General features: G+C 38.5%; 22 protein-coding genes and 1 riboswitch. Of the genes, 16 read left to right on the top strand and 6 right to left on the bottom strand.

Annotated features, from left to right (window positions below):
* Position 1: 1 nt before the first annotated feature.
* Entirely contained in the window at positions 2-817 is an 816-nt protein-coding gene (locus BN6559_RS08460; RefSeq protein WP_110954310.1) for a Cof-type HAD-IIB family hydrolase, read from the top strand.
* A gap of 12 nt (positions 818-829) precedes the next feature.
* On the opposite strand, the gene BN6559_RS08455 is transcribed toward BN6559_RS08460, so the two are convergent.
* The 4 genes from BN6559_RS08455 to BN6559_RS08440 all read right to left on the bottom strand — a co-directional run bounded on the left by BN6559_RS08455 (position 830) and on the right by BN6559_RS08440 (position 3,922).
* A complete protein-coding gene (locus BN6559_RS08455; protein ID WP_110954309.1) occupies positions 830-1,732 on the bottom strand; it encodes a DMT family transporter in 903 nt (300 codons plus the stop codon).
* 123 nt (positions 1,733-1,855) lie between these two features.
* The gene (locus BN6559_RS08450) at positions 1,856-2,497 is read right to left on the bottom strand and encodes an HAD family hydrolase (protein ID WP_110954308.1); all 642 of its coding nucleotides are present in this window, start codon (positions 2,495-2,497) and stop codon (positions 1,856-1,858) included.
* 20 nt (positions 2,498-2,517) lie between these two features.
* Positions 2,518-3,156 carry an HAD family hydrolase gene (locus BN6559_RS08445; RefSeq protein ID WP_110954307.1) on the bottom strand — a complete coding sequence of 213 codons (639 nt, stop codon included), beginning with the start codon at positions 3,154-3,156 and terminating at the stop codon, positions 2,518-2,520.
* A gap of 229 nt (positions 3,157-3,385) precedes the next feature.
* Positions 3,386-3,922 carry a flavin reductase family protein gene (locus BN6559_RS08440; RefSeq protein ID WP_110954306.1) on the bottom strand — a complete coding sequence of 179 codons (537 nt, stop codon included), beginning with the start codon at positions 3,920-3,922 and terminating at the stop codon, positions 3,386-3,388.
* A 104-nt stretch (positions 3,923-4,026) separates the two neighbouring features.
* On the opposite strand from BN6559_RS08440, the gene BN6559_RS08435 reads away from it, so the two are divergent.
* A complete protein-coding gene (locus tag BN6559_RS08435; protein WP_110954305.1) occupies positions 4,027-4,362 on the top strand; it encodes a winged helix-turn-helix transcriptional regulator in 336 nt (111 codons plus the stop codon).
* A gap of 4 nt (positions 4,363-4,366) precedes the next feature.
* Here BN6559_RS08435 and BN6559_RS08430 read toward each other — a convergent pair whose 3' ends face one another.
* Complete coding sequence (locus BN6559_RS08430; RefSeq protein WP_110954304.1) at positions 4,367-5,296, bottom strand: DMT family transporter; 930 nt, start codon at positions 5,294-5,296, stop codon at positions 4,367-4,369.
* Positions 5,297-5,653: 357 nt separating this feature from the next.
* Between BN6559_RS08430 and BN6559_RS08425 the strand changes: the two genes are divergently transcribed.
* On the top strand, positions 5,654-6,286 hold the full coding sequence (locus BN6559_RS08425; RefSeq protein ID WP_110954303.1) for a flavin reductase: 633 nt from the start codon (positions 5,654-5,656) through the stop codon (positions 6,284-6,286).
* Positions 6,287-6,326: 40 nt separating this feature from the next.
* Here BN6559_RS08425 and BN6559_RS08420 read toward each other — a convergent pair whose 3' ends face one another.
* Positions 6,327-6,743, bottom strand: coding sequence for a nitrous oxide-stimulated promoter family protein (locus BN6559_RS08420; protein WP_110954302.1), 417 nt, complete (start codon positions 6,741-6,743; stop codon positions 6,327-6,329).
* Between the two features lie 169 nt (positions 6,744-6,912).
* A riboswitch (SAM riboswitch) is annotated at positions 6,913-7,014 on the top strand.
* 140 nt (positions 7,015-7,154) lie between these two features.
* Here BN6559_RS08420 and BN6559_RS08415 point away from each other — a divergent pair.
* The 13 genes from BN6559_RS08415 to holB all read left to right on the top strand — a co-directional run bounded on the left by BN6559_RS08415 (position 7,155) and on the right by holB (position 22,553).
* Complete coding sequence (locus BN6559_RS08415) at positions 7,155-7,925, top strand: MetQ/NlpA family ABC transporter substrate-binding protein (protein WP_456060954.1); 771 nt, start codon at positions 7,155-7,157, stop codon at positions 7,923-7,925.
* Between the two features lie 25 nt (positions 7,926-7,950).
* Positions 7,951-8,988, top strand: a complete 1,038-nt coding sequence (locus tag BN6559_RS08410) for a methionine ABC transporter ATP-binding protein (RefSeq protein ID WP_110954300.1) — start codon at positions 7,951-7,953, stop codon at positions 8,986-8,988.
* Positions 8,978-9,631 carry a methionine ABC transporter permease gene (locus BN6559_RS08405; RefSeq protein WP_110954299.1) on the top strand — a complete coding sequence of 218 codons (654 nt, stop codon included), beginning with the start codon at positions 8,978-8,980 and terminating at the stop codon, positions 9,629-9,631. Before BN6559_RS08410 ends, BN6559_RS08405 begins: the two co-directional genes overlap by 11 nt.
* Before the next feature lie 151 nt (positions 9,632-9,782).
* Complete coding sequence (locus BN6559_RS08400; protein WP_110954298.1) at positions 9,783-10,613, top strand: MetQ/NlpA family ABC transporter substrate-binding protein; 831 nt, start codon at positions 9,783-9,785, stop codon at positions 10,611-10,613.
* 385 nt (positions 10,614-10,998) lie between these two features.
* Positions 10,999-12,180 carry a methyl-accepting chemotaxis protein gene (locus BN6559_RS19725; RefSeq protein ID WP_324609407.1) on the top strand — a complete coding sequence of 394 codons (1,182 nt, stop codon included), beginning with the start codon at positions 10,999-11,001 and terminating at the stop codon, positions 12,178-12,180.
* Positions 12,181-12,421: 241 nt separating this feature from the next.
* Positions 12,422-15,376 (top strand): sigma 54-interacting transcriptional regulator, encoded by a 2,955-nt coding sequence (locus BN6559_RS08390; protein ID WP_199883859.1) that lies wholly within the window; start codon positions 12,422-12,424, stop codon positions 15,374-15,376.
* 58 nt (positions 15,377-15,434) lie between these two features.
* Entirely contained in the window at positions 15,435-15,815 is a 381-nt protein-coding gene (locus BN6559_RS08385) for a hypothetical protein (RefSeq protein WP_110954296.1), read from the top strand.
* Between the two features lie 204 nt (positions 15,816-16,019).
* Positions 16,020-17,159, top strand: a complete 1,140-nt coding sequence (locus BN6559_RS08380) for a type III PLP-dependent enzyme (RefSeq protein ID WP_110954295.1) — start codon at positions 16,020-16,022, stop codon at positions 17,157-17,159.
* 364 nt (positions 17,160-17,523) lie between these two features.
* Positions 17,524-18,675 (top strand): sensor histidine kinase, encoded by a 1,152-nt coding sequence (locus BN6559_RS08375; protein ID WP_199883858.1) that lies wholly within the window; start codon positions 17,524-17,526, stop codon positions 18,673-18,675.
* Positions 18,676-18,686: 11 nt separating this feature from the next.
* A complete protein-coding gene (locus BN6559_RS08370; protein WP_110954293.1) occupies positions 18,687-20,147 on the top strand; it encodes an aminotransferase class I/II-fold pyridoxal phosphate-dependent enzyme in 1,461 nt (486 codons plus the stop codon).
* A 42-nt stretch (positions 20,148-20,189) separates the two neighbouring features.
* Complete coding sequence (locus BN6559_RS08365; protein WP_110954292.1) at positions 20,190-20,777, top strand: nucleoside/nucleotide kinase family protein; 588 nt, start codon at positions 20,190-20,192, stop codon at positions 20,775-20,777.
* Between the two features lie 343 nt (positions 20,778-21,120).
* A complete protein-coding gene (locus BN6559_RS08360) occupies positions 21,121-21,567 on the top strand; it encodes a YaaR family protein (protein WP_110954291.1) in 447 nt (148 codons plus the stop codon).
* Positions 21,567-22,553 (top strand): DNA polymerase III subunit delta', encoded by a 987-nt coding sequence (gene holB, locus BN6559_RS08355; protein ID WP_110954290.1) that lies wholly within the window; start codon positions 21,567-21,569, stop codon positions 22,551-22,553. The genes BN6559_RS08360 and holB overlap by 1 nt, the downstream gene beginning before the upstream one ends.
* Positions 22,554-22,665: the final 112 nt, after the last annotated feature.

Below are 22,665 nucleotides of genomic sequence, written 5' to 3'. Positions count from 1 at the left end.
GATGAAAATAGATTGTTGTGTATGTGATCTTGATGGTACACTGCTAAATTCTAAAGGAGAAATCAGCTTTGAAAATATGCAGGCCTTGCAAGAGCTAAAAAAACATGGTGTAAAGATTGTTTTGGCGACAGGGCGAAATGATGTGTATGTAAAAGCTTTATCGGCTCAGATTGGAATTGAAGAGCCGATTATTGCCTGTAATGGTGCTTTGGTGCGAAGCCCGATGACAAATGAAATTTTATATCATAAATATATGGAAAAGAGATTTGTGGAAAAGATGATATGCTATTGTTTCGACAACGGATATGATTTCACGGCTAGTGTGTGTGATCATATGTTTTGTGCGGCAAACAGTGAGCGGGTAAATATTTTTCATCATTATAATGAAAAAGTGCCGAAAGATTTTAAAATATCAATTTGTACGATGGAAAAAGTTGAGGATTTGCCGACGGAACAAGTGTTAAAAATGTTCATTTGGAAACTTTCTGATCAGCAAGTGGCTAAGCTAAAGCAACGTTACAATCCGAGTGGGAAAAACACGTTTGTGATATCTGAAAAAAATGGGCTGGATATTACCGATAAAGCTGTAAATAAGGGAGCGGCGGTAAGAATCTTGGCTGAAAAGTATCAGATTAAACCCGAGCGGATTGCGGTGTTTGGTGATCATCATAATGATATTAGCATGATGCGGATGGCCGGATACTCTTTTGCTATGGAAAATGCTGAGCCAGAAGTAAAAGAAGCGGCAAGCTATGTTACAAAGACAAACGATGAACATGGTGTCGCATATGCAATAAAAAACTACTTGCTCGTTTGAGCAAGTAGTTTTTTATTGTTTTTTAGCTAAGAGAAATACGGTTGCCATTATGGATAATCCACCGATATAATCAATCCACCCAAAAGGTGTATGAAGACAATAGATGGAAAGAAGAACAGCTGAAAGTGGCTCCATGGATGCAAGTGTACTAGTTTCTGTCGGCAGGATGTATTTAATACTTTCTAAATAGGAGTAGAAAGCGATAACGGTGCCAAACAAGATGATGAAACATATAACGAAGAAGGTGTCGATATCCCAAATACCGCTGAATTTCCAAGGCGGATTGATTGGACTCATAATGATTCCGCCCGTGAGCATTCCCCAACCAATGACAAGCGGTGAACGCCAATGGCTGAGCAGATATTTAGGTTGTAATGTATAGAAAGCAGCGCAAAAAGCTGAGGCAATACCCCAAAATAATGCGAGTGGGGAGATCGCGAGGTTACGAAAATCGCCTTTGGTTACGAGTAAGAATGTACCGAGCATCGCCAAAAAGATCGAAATCTGTTCTAATTTATTGGGCGGCTTTTTATAACGGAGGGCTAAATAGCATGCGACGATGACTGGCATGAGATACTGTAAAATCGTCGCTGTGGCTGCATTACCGTGTTGAATGGCGGCGAAATATGTATATTGTACGCCTAGCATGCCAAAGATACTAAATAAAAGTAATTGACAGCGATCGTGCTTGATCTTCCAGATATAAAAGAGATTGGCACGGTTCTTTATAAAATCGTAAAGCAATAATAAAAGCCCGGAGGTAAGCAGTCGTACGACAACCAGCCATTCTGGGCTTAAGTGTTTATAATGAAATAAATATTGTGCGGCAACACCCGAGGCTCCCCAAAGGATTGCACCAAGTAATACAAGGACAATTCCTTTTTTACGACAATTGATTTGTTCTACTTCAGTCATAGTGATATCTACTTTCTTTCTTGTATGATGTACTTAATCATAGTATAGAATAAAGTGGCAGTCAATCAAAATAAACCAGATGATAGATAGGCGAATGTATAGATCATCTGGTTTTTATTTAATTTATTTTAAGTTGAAAATATCAATTGCAGGAATCGAATCTACAATAAAATCTGCTTGACGCAGGTCTTGATTTCCAGAACTAAGGTTTTGAAATCCGATACAAGTCATACCGGCTTTTTTTGCGGCAATAGATCCGTTTTTAGAATCTTCAAGTACGACGCAATCCGCTGGCGAAATCTGAAGCCTTTGGGCCGTTTCTAAAAATATATCCGGTGCAGGTTTTCCCTGCGCGACTTCTTGTCCACTGACGATCAAGTTGAAATAATTATCGAGTTTAAGTTGACGCAAGATGATCTCGATAATTTTTTTTGGTGAAGAAGAGGCTACTGCAGTGGCAATATGCTGTTCTTTTAAGGTTTGTAACAACTCTGGAATTCCATCAATCGGTTCAGCTTCTAAATGTTTGAAGGTGCTCCAGACGAGATCACTTTGGTAGGCCAGCATTTCGTCTATTGTTTGAGGTACCTGATATTTTTCTTTTACGATTGCGTATACGCCATGATCTGTCATGCCAACAAATTGGTTAAAATCTTCTGTAGAGACAGTGATGTTAAAATGGTGTAAAGTTTTTTTGTTGATTTCTAAATAAATTGGTTCGCTATCAATAATTACGCCATCCATATCAAATATGAAAGCCTTCATAAAATTACCTCTCTTTATGTTTAAATTTTATTAAGGTCGATTTTACCGATTGTATCTACAATCAGGTCTGCACGGGAGATATCTTGATTGCCGGAATTTAGATTTCTAAAGCCGATACATGTCATACCGGCGTTTTTTGCTGCATTTACGCCATTTGTTGAATCTTCAAGCACAACGCATTCGTTAGGCAAGACACCTAGTTTTTCTGCTGTTACAAGATAAATCTCTGGATCGGGCTTACTGTGTTTTACTTCATTTCCACTGACGAGATGCGCAAAATAATCAGCCAATTTAAATTTATCAACGACTGCTTCAATTATATGTTTCGGTGAGGAAGAAGCAATCGCAGTTGGGATATTGTTTGTTTTTAAATTGGAGAGAAGTTGTCGAATGCCTTTGATTGGTTCAATTTCTGTTTCTATTAAATTTCTAAGCATACTCGCTTGCATATAAGTGATGATTTCTTCTAACGGAGCATTGATTTGCTTATTTTCTTTAATGCTAGAGAAAATAACTTTCATCGTTGATCCCGCGTATTTTTCCATTTCATTACTGGTAATACTCTTGCCAAAATGCGCAACCGTTTTGATCGCCAGCCCTGTGTTAATTGGTTCGCTGTCAATGATTACGCCGTCCATGTCAAAAATAAAAGCCTTCATCTCTATACCTCACTAAAAAATATTTACACATAGGGCTATTTTACAATAGAAAGAAAGGAACTGCAATTGGGATGTTTTTGCTTAAGTAAAATGTGATTCTAGGATAAAGTAATAATGACTGATAAACTATAATAAAAAATATAGACCGAGAATGCTAACCTGATTTACTTGGTTAGCATTCTCGGTCTAATGAGTGGGATTTTTAATTGTCGTATGTAGGTAGCGTATTCTATTCGACGATATAGGCGCTGACGATTTCTCCATAATATGCGATATGGAAGTCTTTATTTGCACCATGGAATGTACTGTCGACATCTTGTGGGTAGAAGGTGTTCTTGATTTCTTCGGGAATTTGCGTGGTATCTTGCTTTTGTTTGTATATCACTTTACATTCAAGTGTTAAAGGCAGTTCCTTAATTGCAGGGACAGAGATATGTTTCGGGTGCTCGAGTGTTAAGTTAAGTTCTTTAATTTTATCAACTGTACGACCGGATTTGGTTCCGCAGATACCTAGTATTTTTTTATCGAATGTTCCGTATGGGACATTGATCGTGAACTCGGGATTTTCTTCAAGTTGTTGTTTGGTAAAGCGATTTTCTCTAACGTAAACGATAAAAATTGGTTTTGCCCATTTGACGCCGAGTGTACCCCAGCCGATCGTCATCGCATTTACCTTGTCAGCAGCTTTTGTAGTTAATAAGATGCCTGTTTTGACGGCCTTCATAATTTCATTGGCATAGTCAAACACTTCAATTTCTTTTTTCATCATCTTATACTCCTTTCCATCTGATAGTTTCAATGATATACTACTATACAAAAGATGGAAAGTACGTACTTTTTTGTGAGATACTATCTATAGGGAGAGTATAAATGGATCATGAAGTGAATATTAAACCTTTTGCCTATGCAATGTCTTTAATTGATGGTAAATGGAAAATGCATATACTATTTTGGCTTTGGAAAAAACGGGTTTTACGGTATGGCGAATTAAAGCGTTCACTCGAAACGGTTACGCATAAAATGCTCAGTACACAACTTAAAGAATTGGAAGCGGATCAGTTAATTGTTCGTAAAGAGTATTCTCAAGTACCTCCAAAGGTTGAATATTCTTTATCTGAAAAAGGGTTAACCCTGATGCCTGTTTTAGAGTGTTTATGTGAATGGGGACATGCGCATATCGATGATCGTCAAATTATTCACAAATAAAATACTACTTTTTGCTAAATAATGCGAGTGTATGATTCAAATTTGCAATGAAAATTCCTGCGATAATGATCATGCCGCCGAAGATTTGGATGGGGAGGATGGTTTCATTTAAAATCAGATAACCGCTGATTACACCAACAACGGGAACACAGTTGAGATAGAGTGTTGTTATGACGACATCAACTGTTTTTAGCGCATAACCATAGAGAAAATAGCCGAGTGCGGAGCAGATGCTTGCCAAGTATAAAATATGGAGAAAAGAGGTTGCCGAAATGGTTTGCCATGTATTGTATTCTAATAACGTGAACGGAATGAGACTCAGCGTTGCGAAAATCGTTTGGTAAGTTAGAATGCAAAGTCCGGAATATTTCTTTTGCATTTTTTTACTGAGTAAAGTATAGATTGCCCAAGCAATCATTGCGCCGATCATGTAGAGATTTCCCTTAAAATTATCGGAGGTAAAATCAATCGTTCCGTTCGCGGTGATCGTCAGGTATGCACCAATAATTCCGATGAAAACGCCAATCGCTTCAAGACCGCTTAGCCTTGCTTTAAAAAACAGCATATTCAATGCGATGGATAGAATGGGTACGAAGGAGGTAATTAATGAAGCATTTGAAGCAGATGTGAATTTAATTCCGGTGTTTTCTAAGTAAAAATATATCGAAATACCGATAAACCCTATAAGTGCGAGGCGCCATTTGTCTGCCGATGCGACAAAGGTGTTTGGTTCAGTTTTTTTGATGATTCCATATAAAATGATCGATGTGATAAAAAAACGAATAAATGCCAGTGTAATAGGTGGTACTTCCTTTAAGACAATTTTTGTGCTGATAAATGAAGTTCCCCAAGCAATCATCGTAATGATCATGGCAAGATTGGCTAATGTAACAGGGGACAATTTCTGTTGTAAGATGCGTAAAATTTTGTACATAAAAATCTCCTATTTACCCTTTTCAGTTTCGTAATTCATTTTTTATCGTTTTACGATTGCAATTGTAGTTTTATTAGATCGTGATATAATAAATGATAATGATAAAATAAACTAGACTAGTGCTTATGCAGAGCGCATTTTAATACGCTCTGCATTGTAATTTATCCGAAAGTTAACGCTTTCTGCATGCAACTTGCGAATATACAGGCTATTGGAAAATGGGGGCGTCATGAATAAAGGCTCATCATGGAGGCTTTGTAATGGATAAATGGGTACTATGTAAACTATGATTATTGGTATCATACTATTTGGGGAACAATTGGTATAGGAATAAATTGCGGTTTAGGAGGTTTTATAATGGATAAATCAGTGCTGTGGAAACTTTCTTATGGTATGTATGCAATCGGGACTTTAGATGAGGAAAGACCAACGGGCTGCATTGTCAATACAGTTGTGCAAATTACCAATGAGGAAGCGCCTATTATTGCAGTCAGCATGAATAAAAACAATTTTACTTATGAGGCTATAAAAGCTACAGGAAAGTTTAGTGTATCTATCATTTCGGAGAAAACAAATCAAAATGTGATCGCTAAGCTAGGTTTTACATCGGGGCGTGATACGGATAAGTTTACCGGCTTTGAATTCATGTATTTCGATGCGTTGCCGGTTGTAAAAGAAAATGTTTGTGGCTATATCGCAGTCGATGTCGTTCATATGCAGGAAACAAAGACACATTTTGTTATTCTGGGACGCGTGAGTAATGCGATGAAGGGAATCGATTTTCCGCCGATGACCTATCAGTATTATCATGATGTAATCAAGGGGAAAGCACCTAAAAATGCACCAACGTATCGAGAAGAGGTCATAACGGACAAATATGTCTGTGGCGTCTGCGGATATATATATGAGGGTGACATTGAAAAAGAAGCAGATGATTTTGTTTGTCCGATTTGTCAGCAACCAAAATCACAATTTAAAAAACAAAGTTAAATAAAATCGGGATATTGCTCCGTCGCAATATCCCGTTTATTTATTTTTTATTTTTTTTCGTATCTTTTTTGTCATCTTTTTTTGCTTCCTTGCGCATGCCATACAGCATATGTTTCATCGTCATGATTGGGTGTTTAAAAAACATTTTTGTTTTAGCGCCACTCATGATAACTAAAAATTCTTTGGTTTGTGCAGTGCCGAAGCAAGGCGTTTTACATTTTTCACAGATCGGTTTTGTAAACCCATAAGGACAACGGTTCATCTTTAGCATGACGGTTGCGAGAAGTGCCGTACATTTAGGGCAAAGTTTTTTACCATTTGAGGATGTACCATGTTTGCTATGGCAGTAAATTCCGAATGCTTTCCGAACGGTTTCTTTTTCTTTTGGAATTATATCTTTTGGAATAACGGCTTGCTGAGCCTGTTTTTTTGCAAAGAATTTTGAGAATATACCCAAGATAATCACACCTATCGTTAAATTTTACAGCATTACTTAAATTTTAAATTGATTTCCGTATAAAAGCAAGGTTATGTAATAAAATATTTCTAATTGTAATATGGAGAATGACTATTGACAATGCTATAGAGAAATGATAGTATCAATACCATAGTTAAATATAGGAGAGCTCTTATCAAGAGTGGTCGAGGGTACTGGCCCAATGACGCCCGGCAACCGGCAGAAATGCAGTGGTGCCAATTCCAGCAGGAATTTTTCCTGAAGATGAGAGAAGAGAAACGTTGATTTTACGGGCTCTTTTCCATAAGGGAAAGGGCTTTTTTGTATTCGCAAAAAAATTTTATTTGGAGGTAGTGTACAATGTCAAAACAACTGAAATTATTGATAATCGCAGTGCTGGCGATCTTCAGCATGGTCGTGTTTGCAGGTTGCGGAGCAGATCAAGATGCTGCTAAATCGGAGAAAAAATCTATTAAAGTGGGCGTGACGGCAGGACCGCATGCTGAAATTCTAGAAGCAGTTAAAAAAGTAGCGGAAAAAGATGGACTTAATGTTGAAATTATTGAATTTAATGATTATGTGCAGCCAAATATGGCACTTAGTCAGGGTGAAATTGATTTAAACAGTTATCAACATCAGCCGTTCTTAGATGCACAGGTAAACGATCGTGGCTATAAGATCGAAAGTGTTGCCAAAACAGTGATTTTCCCAATTGGTATCTATTCGCAGAAGGTAAAAGCGATTGCAGATGTAAAAGATGGTTCTATCGTATCAATTCCAAATGATCCGACAAATGGCGGCCGGGCATTGTTGTTGTTAGAAAAGGTTGGCTTAATTAAACTAAAGCCAAACGCTGGGCTTAGTGCTACTGCAGCAGATATTGCTGAAAATCCTAAAAATCTGCAAATTAAAGAGTTAGAAGCAGCACAAGTACCACTTTCCTTGAAGGACGTGGATCTTGCAGTAATCAATACAAATTTTGCAATTGTAGCAGGGTTAGTGCCAACAAAAGATTCTTTGGCGATGGAAGATGCAAATTCTCCATATGCAAACGTTATTGCAGTGCAGTCTAAAGACAAGGATAATCCAGTGTATAAAAAATTCATAAAAGCATATCAATCGGATGAAGTAAAAGCATTTATTGATGAGCATTTTAAAGGCTCGACAATCGCAGCTTGGTAAGTCGTAAAAGGAGCAGTGAACGTAAGTGATTAAACTTTCTACTATAGAAAAGACATATGATGGTGCATCAGGCCCAATCCACGCGCTTAAGGGGATCAATCTTCATGTAAAGCGCGGCGAGATTTACGGTGTGATTGGACTTAGTGGTGCAGGAAAAAGTACCTTAATTCGTTGTATCAATATGCTGGAAAAACCGACAAAAGGGATAGTCGTCGTGGATGGTGAAGATTTAACTGCAATGAATGCGAGCCAGCTTAGAGCTGCACGTAAAAATATTGGCATGATTTTTCAACATTTTAATTTGTTGTCTTCCGCAACTGTGTATGATAATATTGCGTTTCCTTTGAGACTCATTGGTATGAGTAAGGTAGAAATTGAAAAAAAAGTTTTACCATTATTAGAACTCGTCGGGCTGGCAGATAAAAGAGACCAGTATCCAGCACAGCTTTCTGGTGGTCAGAAGCAGCGTGTAGGGATTGCGAGAGCGCTTGCCAGTGATCCTAAAGTATTGCTTTGTGATGAAGCGACCTCGGCGCTTGATCCGCAAACGACCAAATCTATTCTGGCATTGATAAAGGATATTAACCAAAAATTGCAGTTAACCGTTGTATTGATTACGCATGAGATGCAGGTAATTAAAGAGATCTGTGATAAGGTCGCTGTTATTGAAAATGGGGTAATTGCAGAAGAAGGTACGGTTTTAGAAGTTTTTACAAATCCTCAGGCCGAGATTACAAAAGAATTTATTAGTGTAATTATCAATCGCGATATACCGGAAGCGTTTAAAAATGCCGAGATATCGAAAACTCCAGTTCCAGGCAGTAATTTATTGGTACGGTTATCGTTTATCGGTGATTCGGCAGATGAGCCTGTTATTTCTGGTGTGATTCGTAGATTTCAGGTAGATACAAATATCATTTATGGCAATGTCGATCATATTAAAAATACGCCGTATGGAACTTTGGTACTTGAGATCACAGGTGAAGATGCCGAAATTGAAAAGGCATTGAAATACTTACAAGATAGAAATCTGGGAATTGAGGTGATTGGCTATGTCAGCTGATATGGTTATGTTGCTTGTGAAGGCACTTGGCGAAACAACCTATATGGTCTTCGTATCTTCCCTGATTTCGGCAATCGTAGGAATTCCGCTCGGCGTTATTCTAGTAACTACAGATAAGGGACATATTTTAGAAAATTTGACGATAAATCGCGTTTTGGGCGCTGTTGTTAACGCAGCGAGGTCAACACCGTTTATTATTTTAATGGTAGCAATTATTCCACTTACGAGGATGATTGTTGGCACATCGATTGGTACCACTGCAGCAATGGTGCCACTTACCATTGCTGCCATTCCATTCGTGGGGCGTTTAGTAGAAACTTCTTTAAAAGAAGTTGAGTATGGCGTGATTGAGGCCGCTAAAGCGATGGGGGCAACGCCGATGCAGATTATCTGGCATGTGCTATTGCCGGAAGCAATGCCTTCCTTAATTTCTGGAATTACGATTACGATTATCAGCTTAATTGGCTATTCGGCAATGGCTGGTGCAATCGGCGGCGGTGGGCTAGGAGATCTGGCAATTCGTTATGGATATCAACGTTTCCGCGGTGATGTTATGCTTGCAACCGTCATTATTTTAATTATTCAAGTACAACTGGTGCAATCTATTGGTGATGCGATTTCCAGACGTCTAAACAAACGCTAGAAATAATTCGAAATCTAAGGATGAAAGAGGTTCTCATGCAGGTGCAAGGTAGGGAGACTTTTTTATCTTGAGATAAAGTAAGACTTGGTTTAGAGTATAATTTTTATCTAAATGCTAGTCTGCAGACAAATTATAAATGGGGGTAGGAACAATGAGGAAGATTGGTTTATTGCTTGTTACTTTGTTGATGGTGGTTTTTGCTGTAGCTGGTTGTGGTAAATCTGAGGCTCCGGCAGCGGATAAAGGCGCAGATTCATCTGCAAAAACTGTATTAAAAGTTGGTGCTACAGCAGTACCACACGCTGAAATTTTGGAAGTTGTAAAACCTTTGCTTGCAAAAGAGGGAATTGATTTACAAATTGTTGAGTTCAGTGATTATGTGCAGCCGAATTTAGCAGTTGCGGATAAGGAGTTAGATGCAAACTATTTTCAACATACGCCTTATTTAGAAAAATTTGCTGCAGAACGTAATTTAAAATTAGTCAATGTTGCAGGGATTCATATCGAACCAATGGGGATTTATTCAAAGAAAGTGAAAAAATTAGAGGAACTTGCTGAAGGCAGTTCCGTAGCAATACCAAATGATCCAACCAATGGCGGTCGTGCGTTGGCACTTTTAGCGAAAGCTGGGCTTATTACATTAAAAGATGGCGTTGGAATTAATGGAACTGTTGCTGATGTAGTACAAAATGATAAAAAGTTAAGCTTTAAAGAATTAGAAGCGGCACAGATTCCTCGTTCTTTAGATGATGTTACAATTGCAGTCATAAATACGAACTATGCATTGGAAGCCAATTTGACACCTTCCAAAGATGCGTTGTTTATTGAACAAAACGATTCTCCTTATGTAAATATTCTAGTTGCACGCCAAGGTGATGAAAATCGTCCTGAAATTCAAAAGCTTGTAAAAGCAATGAAATCTGAAGAAGTAAAGAAATTCATCAACGAGAAATATAAAGGGGCGATTTTGCCTGCGTTTTAACTAGTGTGTATACTATGGACAGATAGGTGGCGGGTCGGCGATAAGCATTCATCTGCGTCGTTGCAACAAGGTGTTACTCGTCGACGTACACGAGTACGACTCCTTCACAACCCCTTGCTGCGCCTAGCAGCTGAATACTTCTCACCAACCGGCAACCTATCTTCGTACTAGTTTATAAGTGGACCGGATTTAGTCAGGGGATGCCGCATTTGCAATGTGGCATCCCCTTGTTTTCTGGCCTTTTAATGTATGGATTATAATAAATTGTTATTCTAGAATAACAATAATAAATACAAACTGTATAGACAAAACAAGTATACTCTTACTATAATTTTAATAAAGCGTATAATTTTAGCAAAAAATAAAGAATGTAGGAGTTAACGTTGTGGAAAATATTCGTGTCTTAACAGTTGCAGGTGGTAAAGCAATTGCTGAAGAGCTTTTGGCTGCGATAAAACCGGTTATGGGAAAAAACATGCAAGGAAGAGCTTGTGCTTTTAAAGAAATTGGTCATGACATCACCGAAGATCTTGTCGTATGCGTTTCTTCACGAATAGCAGAAACCTCACAAAAAGTTTCTAGTGACAAACTTGTCGGTGTAGATATGGTACCAGCAGGAGAATTTTTTGTTGCGTTGGCGCAGGTTCCAGCGGGGCAGGATGTGTATGTCTTCAATAACTCAACAAGTTACGCGAAGCAGCTTGTACGTTATTGTGAAGATATGGGAATTCATCATATTAATTTTAAACTGATTCCTTATGATGAAATTTCGGAACGCGAAGTTACTGCAGCGTTGGAAACAGCGGAGTATCTTGTTGGAATTGAAACAATCGTAGGAGCAGGCGGATATTTAACTAAATATCGGCATGTACTAAAATCAAATGTACAATTAATTGTTGCAAAACGAGTGTTGAATGTTGAAGCTGCTTGTGCGCTAATGCGTTGGGTTAGTTTATTCGAATATCGGCAACTAGCGGGGAACGTCCAAAACAGTTCAAATGCGTTATCTGAGCAAATTCATCATATTAGTGAAGTCGTTGCAGCAGTAGGACAAGCATTTGAGGAAGAGACGGCGTCTTTTCGAGCTTTAAATGAAAAAATGAATTTAGGGATAGAGCAGCTGTCGCAAATTAGTGGTTTATCAACAATTCTTGTTGATGCCGCAAAAAATATCGGTAAAATCGTGGATACGATAAAACATATTTCGAGTGAAACAAATTTGCTGGCATTGAATGCTACGATAGAGGCGGCGCGTGTGGGCGAATTAGGACGCGGTTTTTCTGTTGTTGCACGCGAAGTGGGTAAATTGGCAGTTGAAAGTCAAAAATCGACAGAAACGATTTATCGTGCGGTTGAAGAGATTCAAAATTCAACACAAGAGATTGTGCAGCCCTTAAAAGATTTATCTGGAAGTATGACAGCAAATAAAGAATTGTTTGTGAAGATGGCAACAGATTCACAGAAGGAAAGCCAAGCAATACAAGGTATATTCACTGCGTTAGATCATATGAAAGCAAGCAGCAATCATCTGGTAGAAGTCACAAGACAGCTAAGTGAAGTAAAATAAATGAAACTATAAAATAGAGCGATGCATGCAATGAAAGAACTTGGGAGACTGCTGAAGGTAGTCTCCTTTTATATTTGAGAGATTGCATCACAATAAGAGCGTGGTGTTTATTTGTTTTTGCTGGACTCTTTGAAGGTAAAAAGATGAGGATGTTTAAATGTAGAACTTATGGAAGATTAAAATTATGTAGATTCAGATTTTTTACTTTATGAGTTTACATAATCAATCATTCAGGAGGGAAATGATGAGAAAACAAATCCAACAATACATTGCCGAGGAAGATCATAATCAACCATATACGGATACAGCTCTGGCAAAAAAGTTTTTGGTCAGTCGGGAGTATGTTACTTCATTGCGTAAGGAGTTAAAAATACAAGATTCTAGAGAGCGGAAACAAGCCTATATTTATGAGGAAATGCAGCGTATGATGCAGAGGAACAAAGCGTATTCAAAGCAGGAAATGCAGGAAACATTAAGAAAAAAAGGTTATTCTTTATCAATTTATTTACTAAATAAATATATAAAAACAGCGCATATGCGCCAAGACCCCGCAGAAGATTTAGCTTGTGCAGAGCGCGATGAAGAAGAAGGTACAGAGCAGGATGCCTTTGCGAATCTAGTTGGCGTAGGCGGGAGTCTAAATCCCCTGATTCAGCAAGCGAAGGCGACCATGCTCTATCCACCGCATGGCTTACATTGTTTGATTGTTGGCGAGACTGGGGTTGGAAAAAGTGAGTTAGTCGAGGCGATGTATCGCTTTGCTTTAAAAGCGAGAAGTTTGCCGGATAATGCACCGTTTCATGTATTAAATTGCGCAGATTATGCTGAAAATTCACAACTTTTAATCACGCAGCTTTTTGGTGCAGTAAAGGGTGCTTATACTGGTGCGGTAACGGATCGAAAAGGATTGATTGAACAAACGGATGGTGGTATTTTGTTTCTTGATGAAGTACACCGTTTGTCAGCAGAAGGCCAAGAAATGTTATTTCATTTAATTGATAAAGGGAGTTATCGGCGATTAGGTGAAACGTATGCAGCACGGCAGGCAAATGTGCAACTGATTGCGGCAACTACGGAAAATATAGAGACAGCCTTACTTGCTACTTTTAAGCGGCGTATTCCGATGCTGATTCATCTTCCGCCGTTGCTTGATCGTCCATTAACAGAACGGCTTCAGCTTATTCAGAGATTTTTCAGCTATGAATCATCTAGAATGAATGCAAAACTAGAGGTTTCATTGGATGTGATCAAAGCCTTTCTTTTATATGATTGTAAAGGGAATATCGGGCAGCTCAGAAGTGATATTCAAGTGATTTGTGCAAAAAGTTTTTTAAACTATGTCACGAAAAAAGAAGACGCTGTAAAAGTAGATTTGTCGGGGCTTAGCCTATATGTAAAGAAAGGGCTGTTAAAGATTCAAAGTCAAAGGCAGGCACTGGAGAGTCTTGTCTGGAAGGATTTTTTGTTTCATCCTAAACAATGCCAGGTGCCAACTTTGCTTGAGGAGGATGTGTATAGTTTTCCAAAAGAGTTTTATGGATCTATTGAGAAATTACATATGAATTGTATGCAAAAGGGCATGAATGAACAACAGGTCAAGGAATTGGTCGGTGATGAAATAAAACGGAATTTACAGCGGGTTATGGTTCATGTAAAGCATCGATTAGCGCCGTTGAGCTTGCAGGAAGTTGCTAAAGTAATTGGAGATGAAGCGATATATTTAGCCCAAGAAGTTTTAAAAATTGCCGAAGCTGAATTAGGAAAATTGGATGAATCACTTGTCTATTGTTTAGCGATTCATTTAAATGCTACATTTGCCCGATTGAATCAAGGCAAGAAAATTATCAATCCCAATTTGGAAGATGTGAAAAGAAAGTTTAAGCAAGAATATGCGGTTGCGGAAAAAATGGTTGCTTTGATAAAAAAACGTTGTCAGATGGATTTACCTGAGGATGAGACGAGTTATATTGCGTTATATTTACATGGGAATGAGAAAGAAGAAGAAGGAAACGTCGGCGTGGTTGTGGCTACGCATGGAAATGTCGGCGGCAGCATGTTGGAAATTGCCAATAAATTGTTGAATATGACGCATGGAAAACCGTTTAATATGAGCTTTGATGAAAAACCAGGTGCGGCATTAGAACGTTTGAGTGCTGTGGTAAGACACGCGGATGAAGGAAAAGGGGTATTAATTCTTGCAGATTTAGGCTCTTTGCTTACTTTTGGAGAAATGATTCAAGTGCGAACTAAAATTCGGGTAGAGACAATGGATCGCGTGGATACCGTTATGGTGATTGAAGCTTTAAGACGCAGTGTTTTACCGGGATCGAATCTGGCGAATGTGGTGCAGGGGATAGAATCTTTAAATTATCTTTCACCTAAAAATCATATTAAAACGTCTTTGCTTTTACGCAAAAAAGCAATCCTAACGATTTGTTTTACAGGAGAGGGCGTTGCTCTATACTGTAAAGAGCAATTGAAAAAATTGTTTGGTGAAGAATTGCATGAAGTCGTATATTTACATGTTGGCATCATTGGCAGTCAGGATATTGATCAACAAATTGAGAACTTTTCAATGCAATATGATATTGTAGCTGTTGTCGGAAGTGTAGACCCAAAGCTTCGAGGCATTCCCTATTTTTCAGTGAATATGCTGTTGTCAAAGGAAGGCAAAGAACAGTTGGCCGAGTTATTAGCGCATTCGATGCGCAGACCAATGCCGATAGAAGAAAAAGTAAATGCAGTTCCGCAAGTGATTCAGCGTGTGAAGATTCTGCTCTTAGGGAAAGCATATGATACGAAAACCAAAGTGTTGAAAAAAATGTGTCAGTTACTTATAAATGAGAATTATGTAAAAGAAGGGTATGAAAAAGCGGTTTTAGAACGAGAGAAAATGGGGGCATACTTAATACACCAAACAGTAGCGCTGCCGCATGCAGATAGTTCATATGTTTATACATCTGCAATTTTGTTTGCCAAGACTGAAAAACCAATTCTATGGGCGGGAAAAAAGCGCACCCAATTTATCTGCTTGCTTGCACTTGATATGAATGGGAAAGATGACATTAGGTATCTTTATCAACATTTTCAATCTGATGAAGTTATTGCACGATTGAAAACTGCAGTAACTGAAGATGATGTGAGAAAGGTATTGCTTTATAGAGAAAATGTCCAAAAAACAGCGCACTTAAATTGAATTTATTTCATACTATGCAGTAGGCGTTGATACTGTATTTTAAGTGAGGTGTTTTTATATGACCGATAAACGTAAAGAAGAAGATAAACGAGCAAAATGGGAACACCCGGAAATCGATGATTTTCAAGACGATGAAGGGGAAGAGTTTGATGGATATGCTGATGGTCGTAAAGCGAGCAGCAGCAGTGCCAGCAGTTATAGCACATATAGTTCTTCAAAATGTTATCCCGGCAAAAGTTGGGTAGGCGTATGTCACCCTAGAAAAGGCATGTGCTATCCGTATGGATACGGCGGCTATGGTGGATATGGCTGGTATATACATCAACCTCCTGTATTTTATGGATGTTATCCAAGGTATTATTATGGCGGACATGGAATGTATTGTCGCCCTTATGGATTTAATTATGGGATGGGATATGGCTGTTATCCAAGAAGGTAAATGATTCATATCATGACTAACAATATACGTAAAAATTTTTTGCGGTAAAATTTTACGTAGGTATTGTTAGTCTTTATTTTTGCCATAAAATGTTTCGTTTTTATCGTATTTTCTTGCAGGATTTTTCCTTTCGACGGGAAATAATACATAACGCAAAACAATTTATTTGCAGTATGAAAAATTTATTTAGAATGGGAGAGGGATATGAACAGTTTTCGACTAACAAAAGAGGCCGTACATCATTTAGCAAAGGAGTATACGACTCCGCTTTTAGTAGTATCGTTAGAACAAATAGCCTATAATTACCGATTTTTAGAGGAGCATTTACCTAAGGTAAAAGTTTTTTATGCGGTAAAAGCAAATCCGGATGAACGGATTGTAAAGACATTAGCCGATTTGGGATCGCATTTTGATGTAGCTTCAGACGGTGAGATGCTACAGTTGACAAGGATGGGAATTTCAGCTGACCGCATGGTTTATGCAAATCCTTTTAAAACACCAAAGGGACTTGCTGTTGCTAAAAAGACGGGTGTAAATAAATTTACTTTTGATAGTGAAAGCGAAATCTATAAAATGGCAAAGGCTGTACCAGACGGTATGGTTTTATTAAGAGTTCGTGTGGATAATCCAAAAGCTTTAGTGGATTTAAATAAAAAATTTGGTGCAGCACCAGAAGATGTAATCAGTCTTTTGAAGATAGCACGTGCACAAGGGTTAGACGTTGGTGGTTTATGTTTTCATGTCGGCAGCCAATCGCCGACAGCCGAAGCGCATGTTGAAGCGTTGCAAATATGTCGTAAATTATTTGATGAAGCGGAAAAAGAGGGCTTCCATCTGCGGGTTTTGGATATTGGCGGCGGATTGCCGATATCAACCTTGGAAACAGAAGTGGACTTACTTACGATAGCCAAAGAAATTCAGGAAGCACTTGATGCATTATTTCCTGCTACCGAAATTTGGGCGGAGCCTGGACGTTATCTCTGTGGTACCGCAGTTAATTTAATTACGAGTGTAATTGGTGTGCAGTGCAGAAACCATCAACAATGGTATTTCTTAGATGACGGTGTATATGGTACTTTCTCTGGTATTATTTTTGATCATTGGGATTTTGAGCTTGATTCATTTAAAGACGGAGAGCAGAAACCTGTAACTTTTGCTGGACCTAGCTGTGATTCATTGGATGTTTTATTCAGGGATAAAATGAGTCCGGAACTTGAAATTGGCGATGTTTTATTAGTTCCAAATTGCGGGGCGTATACGTCTGCGTCCGCTACAGAATTTAATGGTTTTGCAAAAACGCCAATCATTGCATGGGAGAACGTCAAAAATTTGATTAAAAAATAGAAAAAAATGTTAAAAAATCTGCTCAAAAACGAGCAGATTTTTTAAGTTATCCACTTTTTTATTCACATTCCGGATAAAACTGTGGATAACTATGGATGGATTGACGATTTATGCAGAAAAATTAACCTTAATTCTTGTGGATAACGAGTTATCCACAAAATAGGTCGATTGTTGATAATAAAAATTTACACAGGATGCAGCTGGGAAATTTGACTTGCAGGTATTATGATCATTTTTAGCGAATCAAAAAAATAGAGAAGCGTGCATAGACTATAGAAGCGTCAAATATCAAGAAATTTTTTGTTGCATTTAAAAACACGCAGTGAGCAGGCAGTAGAATTTTGCGAGAATGGATGATAAAAGTATGGCAATCATAGATGAAAAAACATTGGATCAAATCCTTAAAAACACGATGCAGGTAATGGAAGAAAGTAAAACACAGATTTTTGAGATTTATGAAGGTGCACGCAATGAAGTGATTTGTGTACAAAATGATATTGATGTGCTGAAAGAAACCTTGGAAACAACGATTAAGAAAGTCGATGAACTCACTGCCTTAGAGAAGCAGTCAAGGCAACGTCTGATGGATGTAAGCGGTAATTTTAAAACGTATACAGAAGCGGATATTAAACTTTGTTACGATCAAACGAAAGATTTACAGGTTCGTTTGGCAGTTATGCATGAGCAGGAGCAGAATCTGATCAAACAGCGAAATGATTTGGAAATTCGGCTCAGAAAATTGCAAAAAACGGCAGAGAAAGCAAAACAATTGGTTGCGCAGGTTGGTGTCGTTCTAGGCTATTTGACAGCACAATTTAGTGCGGTTGCATCCAAGATGGAAAGTGTGCATCAAGATAAATTATTTGCTCCGCTTGTGATCAAGGCACAGGAGGATGAGCGGCTTAGAGTTTCGCGGGAGATTCATGATGGTCCGGCGCAGCTTATGGCAAATGTAATTTATCGATCAAGTGCTTGTGAACGACTGATTGACAAGGATATAGAAAAAGCGAAAGAGGAACTCAGAGAACTTCGTGAGCAAATTCGTATTTGTTTAAGCGAAACGAGGAAGATTATTTTCGATTTACGGCCAATGACGCTGGATGATTTAGGTCTTATCGCGACGATTCATTATTTTATTAATAAACTAGAACAGCGTGTTGGTCTTACGGTTGATTTTAATGTAATTGGTGCAGAGGCAAAGGTAGCAAGTCATATTGAAATTAGTTTATTTAGAGTGATTCAAGAAGCATTGAATAATGTTCACAAGCATGCGGCAGTGGATCATGCGAAAGTTGTCATTGAATATAATAGCGAATACATATCTGTCGTGATTGAGGATGCCGGGCAGGGCTTTAATCTGAATGAGGTGGATAGTACCCATCGTGAATCGGATTGTTATGGCTTGCTTGGTATGGAAGAACGCGTCAAAATTTTAAAAGGTCAGATGATTGTTGATTCAAAAGCATTTCAAGGAACCAAAATTCGCGTATTGGTACCATTGGTGGATGTAGAATAGAGGCGGAGAGTTTGAGAGAATATAAACAGGTAGAAACACCGTTATTAACAGCGATGCGTACTTATATTGAGGACGGCGCAATTCCATTTCATACGCCTGGACATAAACAGGGCAGGGGTATGCACAAAGTTTTTCGAGATGTCGTTACAGACACAGGCTTAGCAATGGAAGTTTCTTTAATGGCTGAATTAGATGATTTGCATGAACCGCAGACATGTTTAAAAGCAGCCCAAGAATTGATGGCAGCTTTGTATGGAGCCGATGAAAGCTATTTTGTCATCAATGGAACCACAGGAGCGATTCATGCGATGATTCTTGCAGCGGTAAATCCAGGTGATCAGATCATCGTACCGCGCAATGCGCATCGATCCGTGCTCGGCGGGATTATGTTAAGTGGTGCTATACCGATTTTTATGCAGCCGGAGATTGATCAAGAGTTGGGAATTGCAATGGCAGTGACGCCAGAAGAGGTTGCGAAGACGATTGCAAAATACCCACAAGCAAAAGCCGTCCTCATGGTGTATCCGACGTATTATGGTGTGGCTGCAGATTTGCAGAAGGTTGCACAGATCGTTCATGAGAATTCGATGCTTTTGCTCGTGGACGAAGCGCATGGCCCGCATTTTAAATTCTATCCTACCCTGCCAATGCAGGCTTTGGATGCTGGTGCAGATCTCGTGGCGCAAAGTACGCATAAGATCATTGGTGCGATGACACAGAGTTCAGTATTGCATGTAAAAGGGGACCGTGTTGATCTAAATCGTCTGAGGGCAATGCTGAGCTTAGTGCAGTCAACAAGTCCTAACTATTTATTGATGGCTTCTTTGGATGTTGCTCGTATGCAAATGGCGACAGAGGGAACCCAACTGCTGGCCAAAGCGATTGAGCTGTCGAACTGGGCAAGAAAAGAAATTAATAAGATCGATGGATTATATTGTTTTGGTGAAGAAAAAATGACAGCAGGGTTTTATCAATTGGATGTTACAAAATTAACTGTGACTGTTAAGGGGCTGGGACTGAGCGGTACAGAAGCGGAACAAATTTTACGGCATCAGTATAAAATACAAGCAGAGTTATCCGATATTTTCAACGTGTTATTCATTATTTCATATGCAGATCAGCGCAATGAAGTAGAGGGGCTTGTACGGTCGCTTGCCGATTTAGCTGCCAATTATAAAAGGAAGTGTCAGCAAATGAGCCATGAATCGGCTGTATATCCAGCGATTCCAGCTGCGCTGCTGTCGCCGCGCGATGCATTGTTTGCCGATAAACAGACTGTTTTATTTGCAGAAGCTGAAGGTATGGTTTGTGCAGAGATGATTACGTTTTATCCTCCCGGTATTCCGATTATTTGTCCGGGTGAAAAAATTAGCCGTGCAGTCATTGCGTATTGTTTGCAAATGCAGCGGGCTGGTTTGAAAGTCGTTGGGCCAGAAGATGTTCACTTAAGGAAAATTAAAGTTGTGAAGTGAGGCATCATTTGGTAAAGTATACAGGTTGGAGGAAGAGATTACATGGGAAAGATATTTTGTCTTATGGGGAAAAGCAGCTCTGGTAAAGATACAATATTTAAGAAATTACTAAATCAAGAGAGCTTGCAGCTTAAACCGATCATTCTTTATACAACGCGTCCAATTCGTAAAAATGAGCAGCAAGGGCGGGAGTATCATTTTACTGACCTGGATACGATAGAACGCTATACAAGACAAAATAAAGTAATTGAATGCCGCGATTATCATACAGTAAAAGGTGTTTGGACGTATTGTACAATTGATGATGGGCAGATCAATTTAGCCGATAATAGCTATCTAATGATTACGACGTTAGAGGCATATCAAAAATTACAGCAATATTATGGCAGTGATTTTGTGGTGCCGATTTATATTCATGTGACCGATGGCGTCCGTTTAGAGCGAGCACTCAGAAGAGAAAGAAAGCAGATTCATCCAAACTATGATGAAATGTGCAGACGATTTTTGGCAGATAATCAAGACTTTAGTTTGAAAAATTTAAAGGCGGCACATATTCAGCATTTTTATAAAAATCATAACTTGGCAGCTTGCATTAAAGAAATCAAAGAGATGCTGTTGAATGAAATCTAAATCAGATTAGAAAGTTAGTACATTACGATATCTGGCAATTTAAAATTTAAAATTTACAGTGCTTTTGTCAGGCGGTTTCCGCCTATCAGCGATGCCGTCACCGCCTTATATAATTGATATAGGCGGTTTCTTCGTCTTAGGGGACGACAAATTTCATGCGATTTGTCCAATTGCTTTAAATTTGATGGATGACTAGCTCTTTTGTTTTATTGCTTATTTTTAGGAAAACAATTATAATTTAAACTAAGTATATAAAGTACTCGAAGCATAGATGCATTTTGTTTCGATGACGGATATGTAGGATAGATACTTTTAAAATAAATTTTCTGAAAGGCTGTTTTCTATGAAGATTAACAATATGGGTACGAGTAGTTCATTTATCATTAATGAGCATGAAGCAAGTACAACTGTTGACAAAAAAGAAGATGCATTTTCTACGGAACTTAAACGCAATCAAGATGAAATTTCGATAGAGCATTTAAATGATCTATTAAATGAAATTGACGAACAAGGGGCAAAATTGACGGAAACACCGACTTATTCGGAACTTAAGAGTTATCGGGAATTAATTAAATCTTTTATTGGTGAGGCCGTCTCACGTATGTATACAATGCAAACAAAAACAGGCTGGGATAGGCAAGGCAGACAAAAGGTATATACAACGGTAAAACAAGTGGATCGGGTTTTATCTGATATGGCAGAGGATATTAGACTTGGTCAAGCCACGAAATTAAATATTGTTGCAAAACAAGATGCAATTCGCGGTTTGCTTGTCGATTTATATATGTAATGCGCTGGGAAGAATTTGTTGGAAATCAGCAGACGATTGCTCGTCTGCAAAACCTAGCTGCTTTGGATAAATCGCCTCATGCCCTTTTATTTATTGGACCGGAAGGTGTCGGTAAATTCTTGGCAGCAACAATATTTGCAAAGGCGCTTTGCTGTGAAAATGAGCAAAAACCTTGTGGGTGTTGTAAATCGTGTCAAGCATTTACATCGAAAAATCATCCGGATTTTTTTGTGGTCAAACCAGAAGGGCAAACGATAAAAATAGAGCAAATTAGAAAATTGCAAACCGATGTTTCTTTGGCGCCTTATTTGGCTGATAAACGAGTAGTTATCATCGATAAAGCGGATTGTATGACGGTGCAATCGGCAAATAGCTTACTCAAAACCTTAGAAGAACCAACCGGAAATGCGATCTTCATTTTAATTGCTGCCAGCAGGTATCAGATTCTGGATACTATTTTATCGCGTTGTATGCTGGTTACTTTTCAGCCGATTGCCAGTGAACTTTTAGCAGAAGCTCTGCAGCTTAGAGAATGCGATGATAAAACGGCAAATTTAATTGCTAAGCTTGCAGACGGTAGTTTCGGTAAGGCACTTGACTTAATAGAGCAAGAGGGACTGGATATTCGGAATCGTGCTTTCAATATCATGAATCAAATGATGCATTGTGATCTGGAAACTTTCTGGCAGGAAAGTAGAAGCTTGAGTGAAGTAGAACGAACAAATTTAAGTCGAATATTGCTTGATTTAAATAGAATACTACGTGATATACTAATTTTGCATAGTGATACAGAAGGTTCTCTTGTCTATAATCGTGATCTAATTGAGCAACTCAATGTAGAAAGAGAAAGATGGTCAACACGAAAATTGATTTTGGCAATGCATGAAGTAGATCATACTTGGCAGATGTTAAAGTCCAATGTGAATGCAAGATTGGCGATAGAACAGCTATTCATAAAATTGCGGGATTTATCATCCGGCGTGTAGTGCCTCTATATGCTTGTTTCCCAAATGGGTGAAAAGATGTATCATTGTTTTAAGAGAGCTTCTATGAAGTTAAAAATCGCGAAATAAATTTATCATTATAGGAGGCTAGATG

Origin of the sequence: Massilibacillus massiliensis (assembly GCF_900086705.1) — a bacterium.
GTDB classification, from domain to species: domain Bacteria; phylum Bacillota; class Negativicutes; order FLKF01; family FLKF01; genus Massilibacillus; species Massilibacillus massiliensis.
The sequence above is the reverse complement of the archived record's forward strand: the minus strand, read 5'-3'. Positions and strand labels throughout refer to the sequence as shown.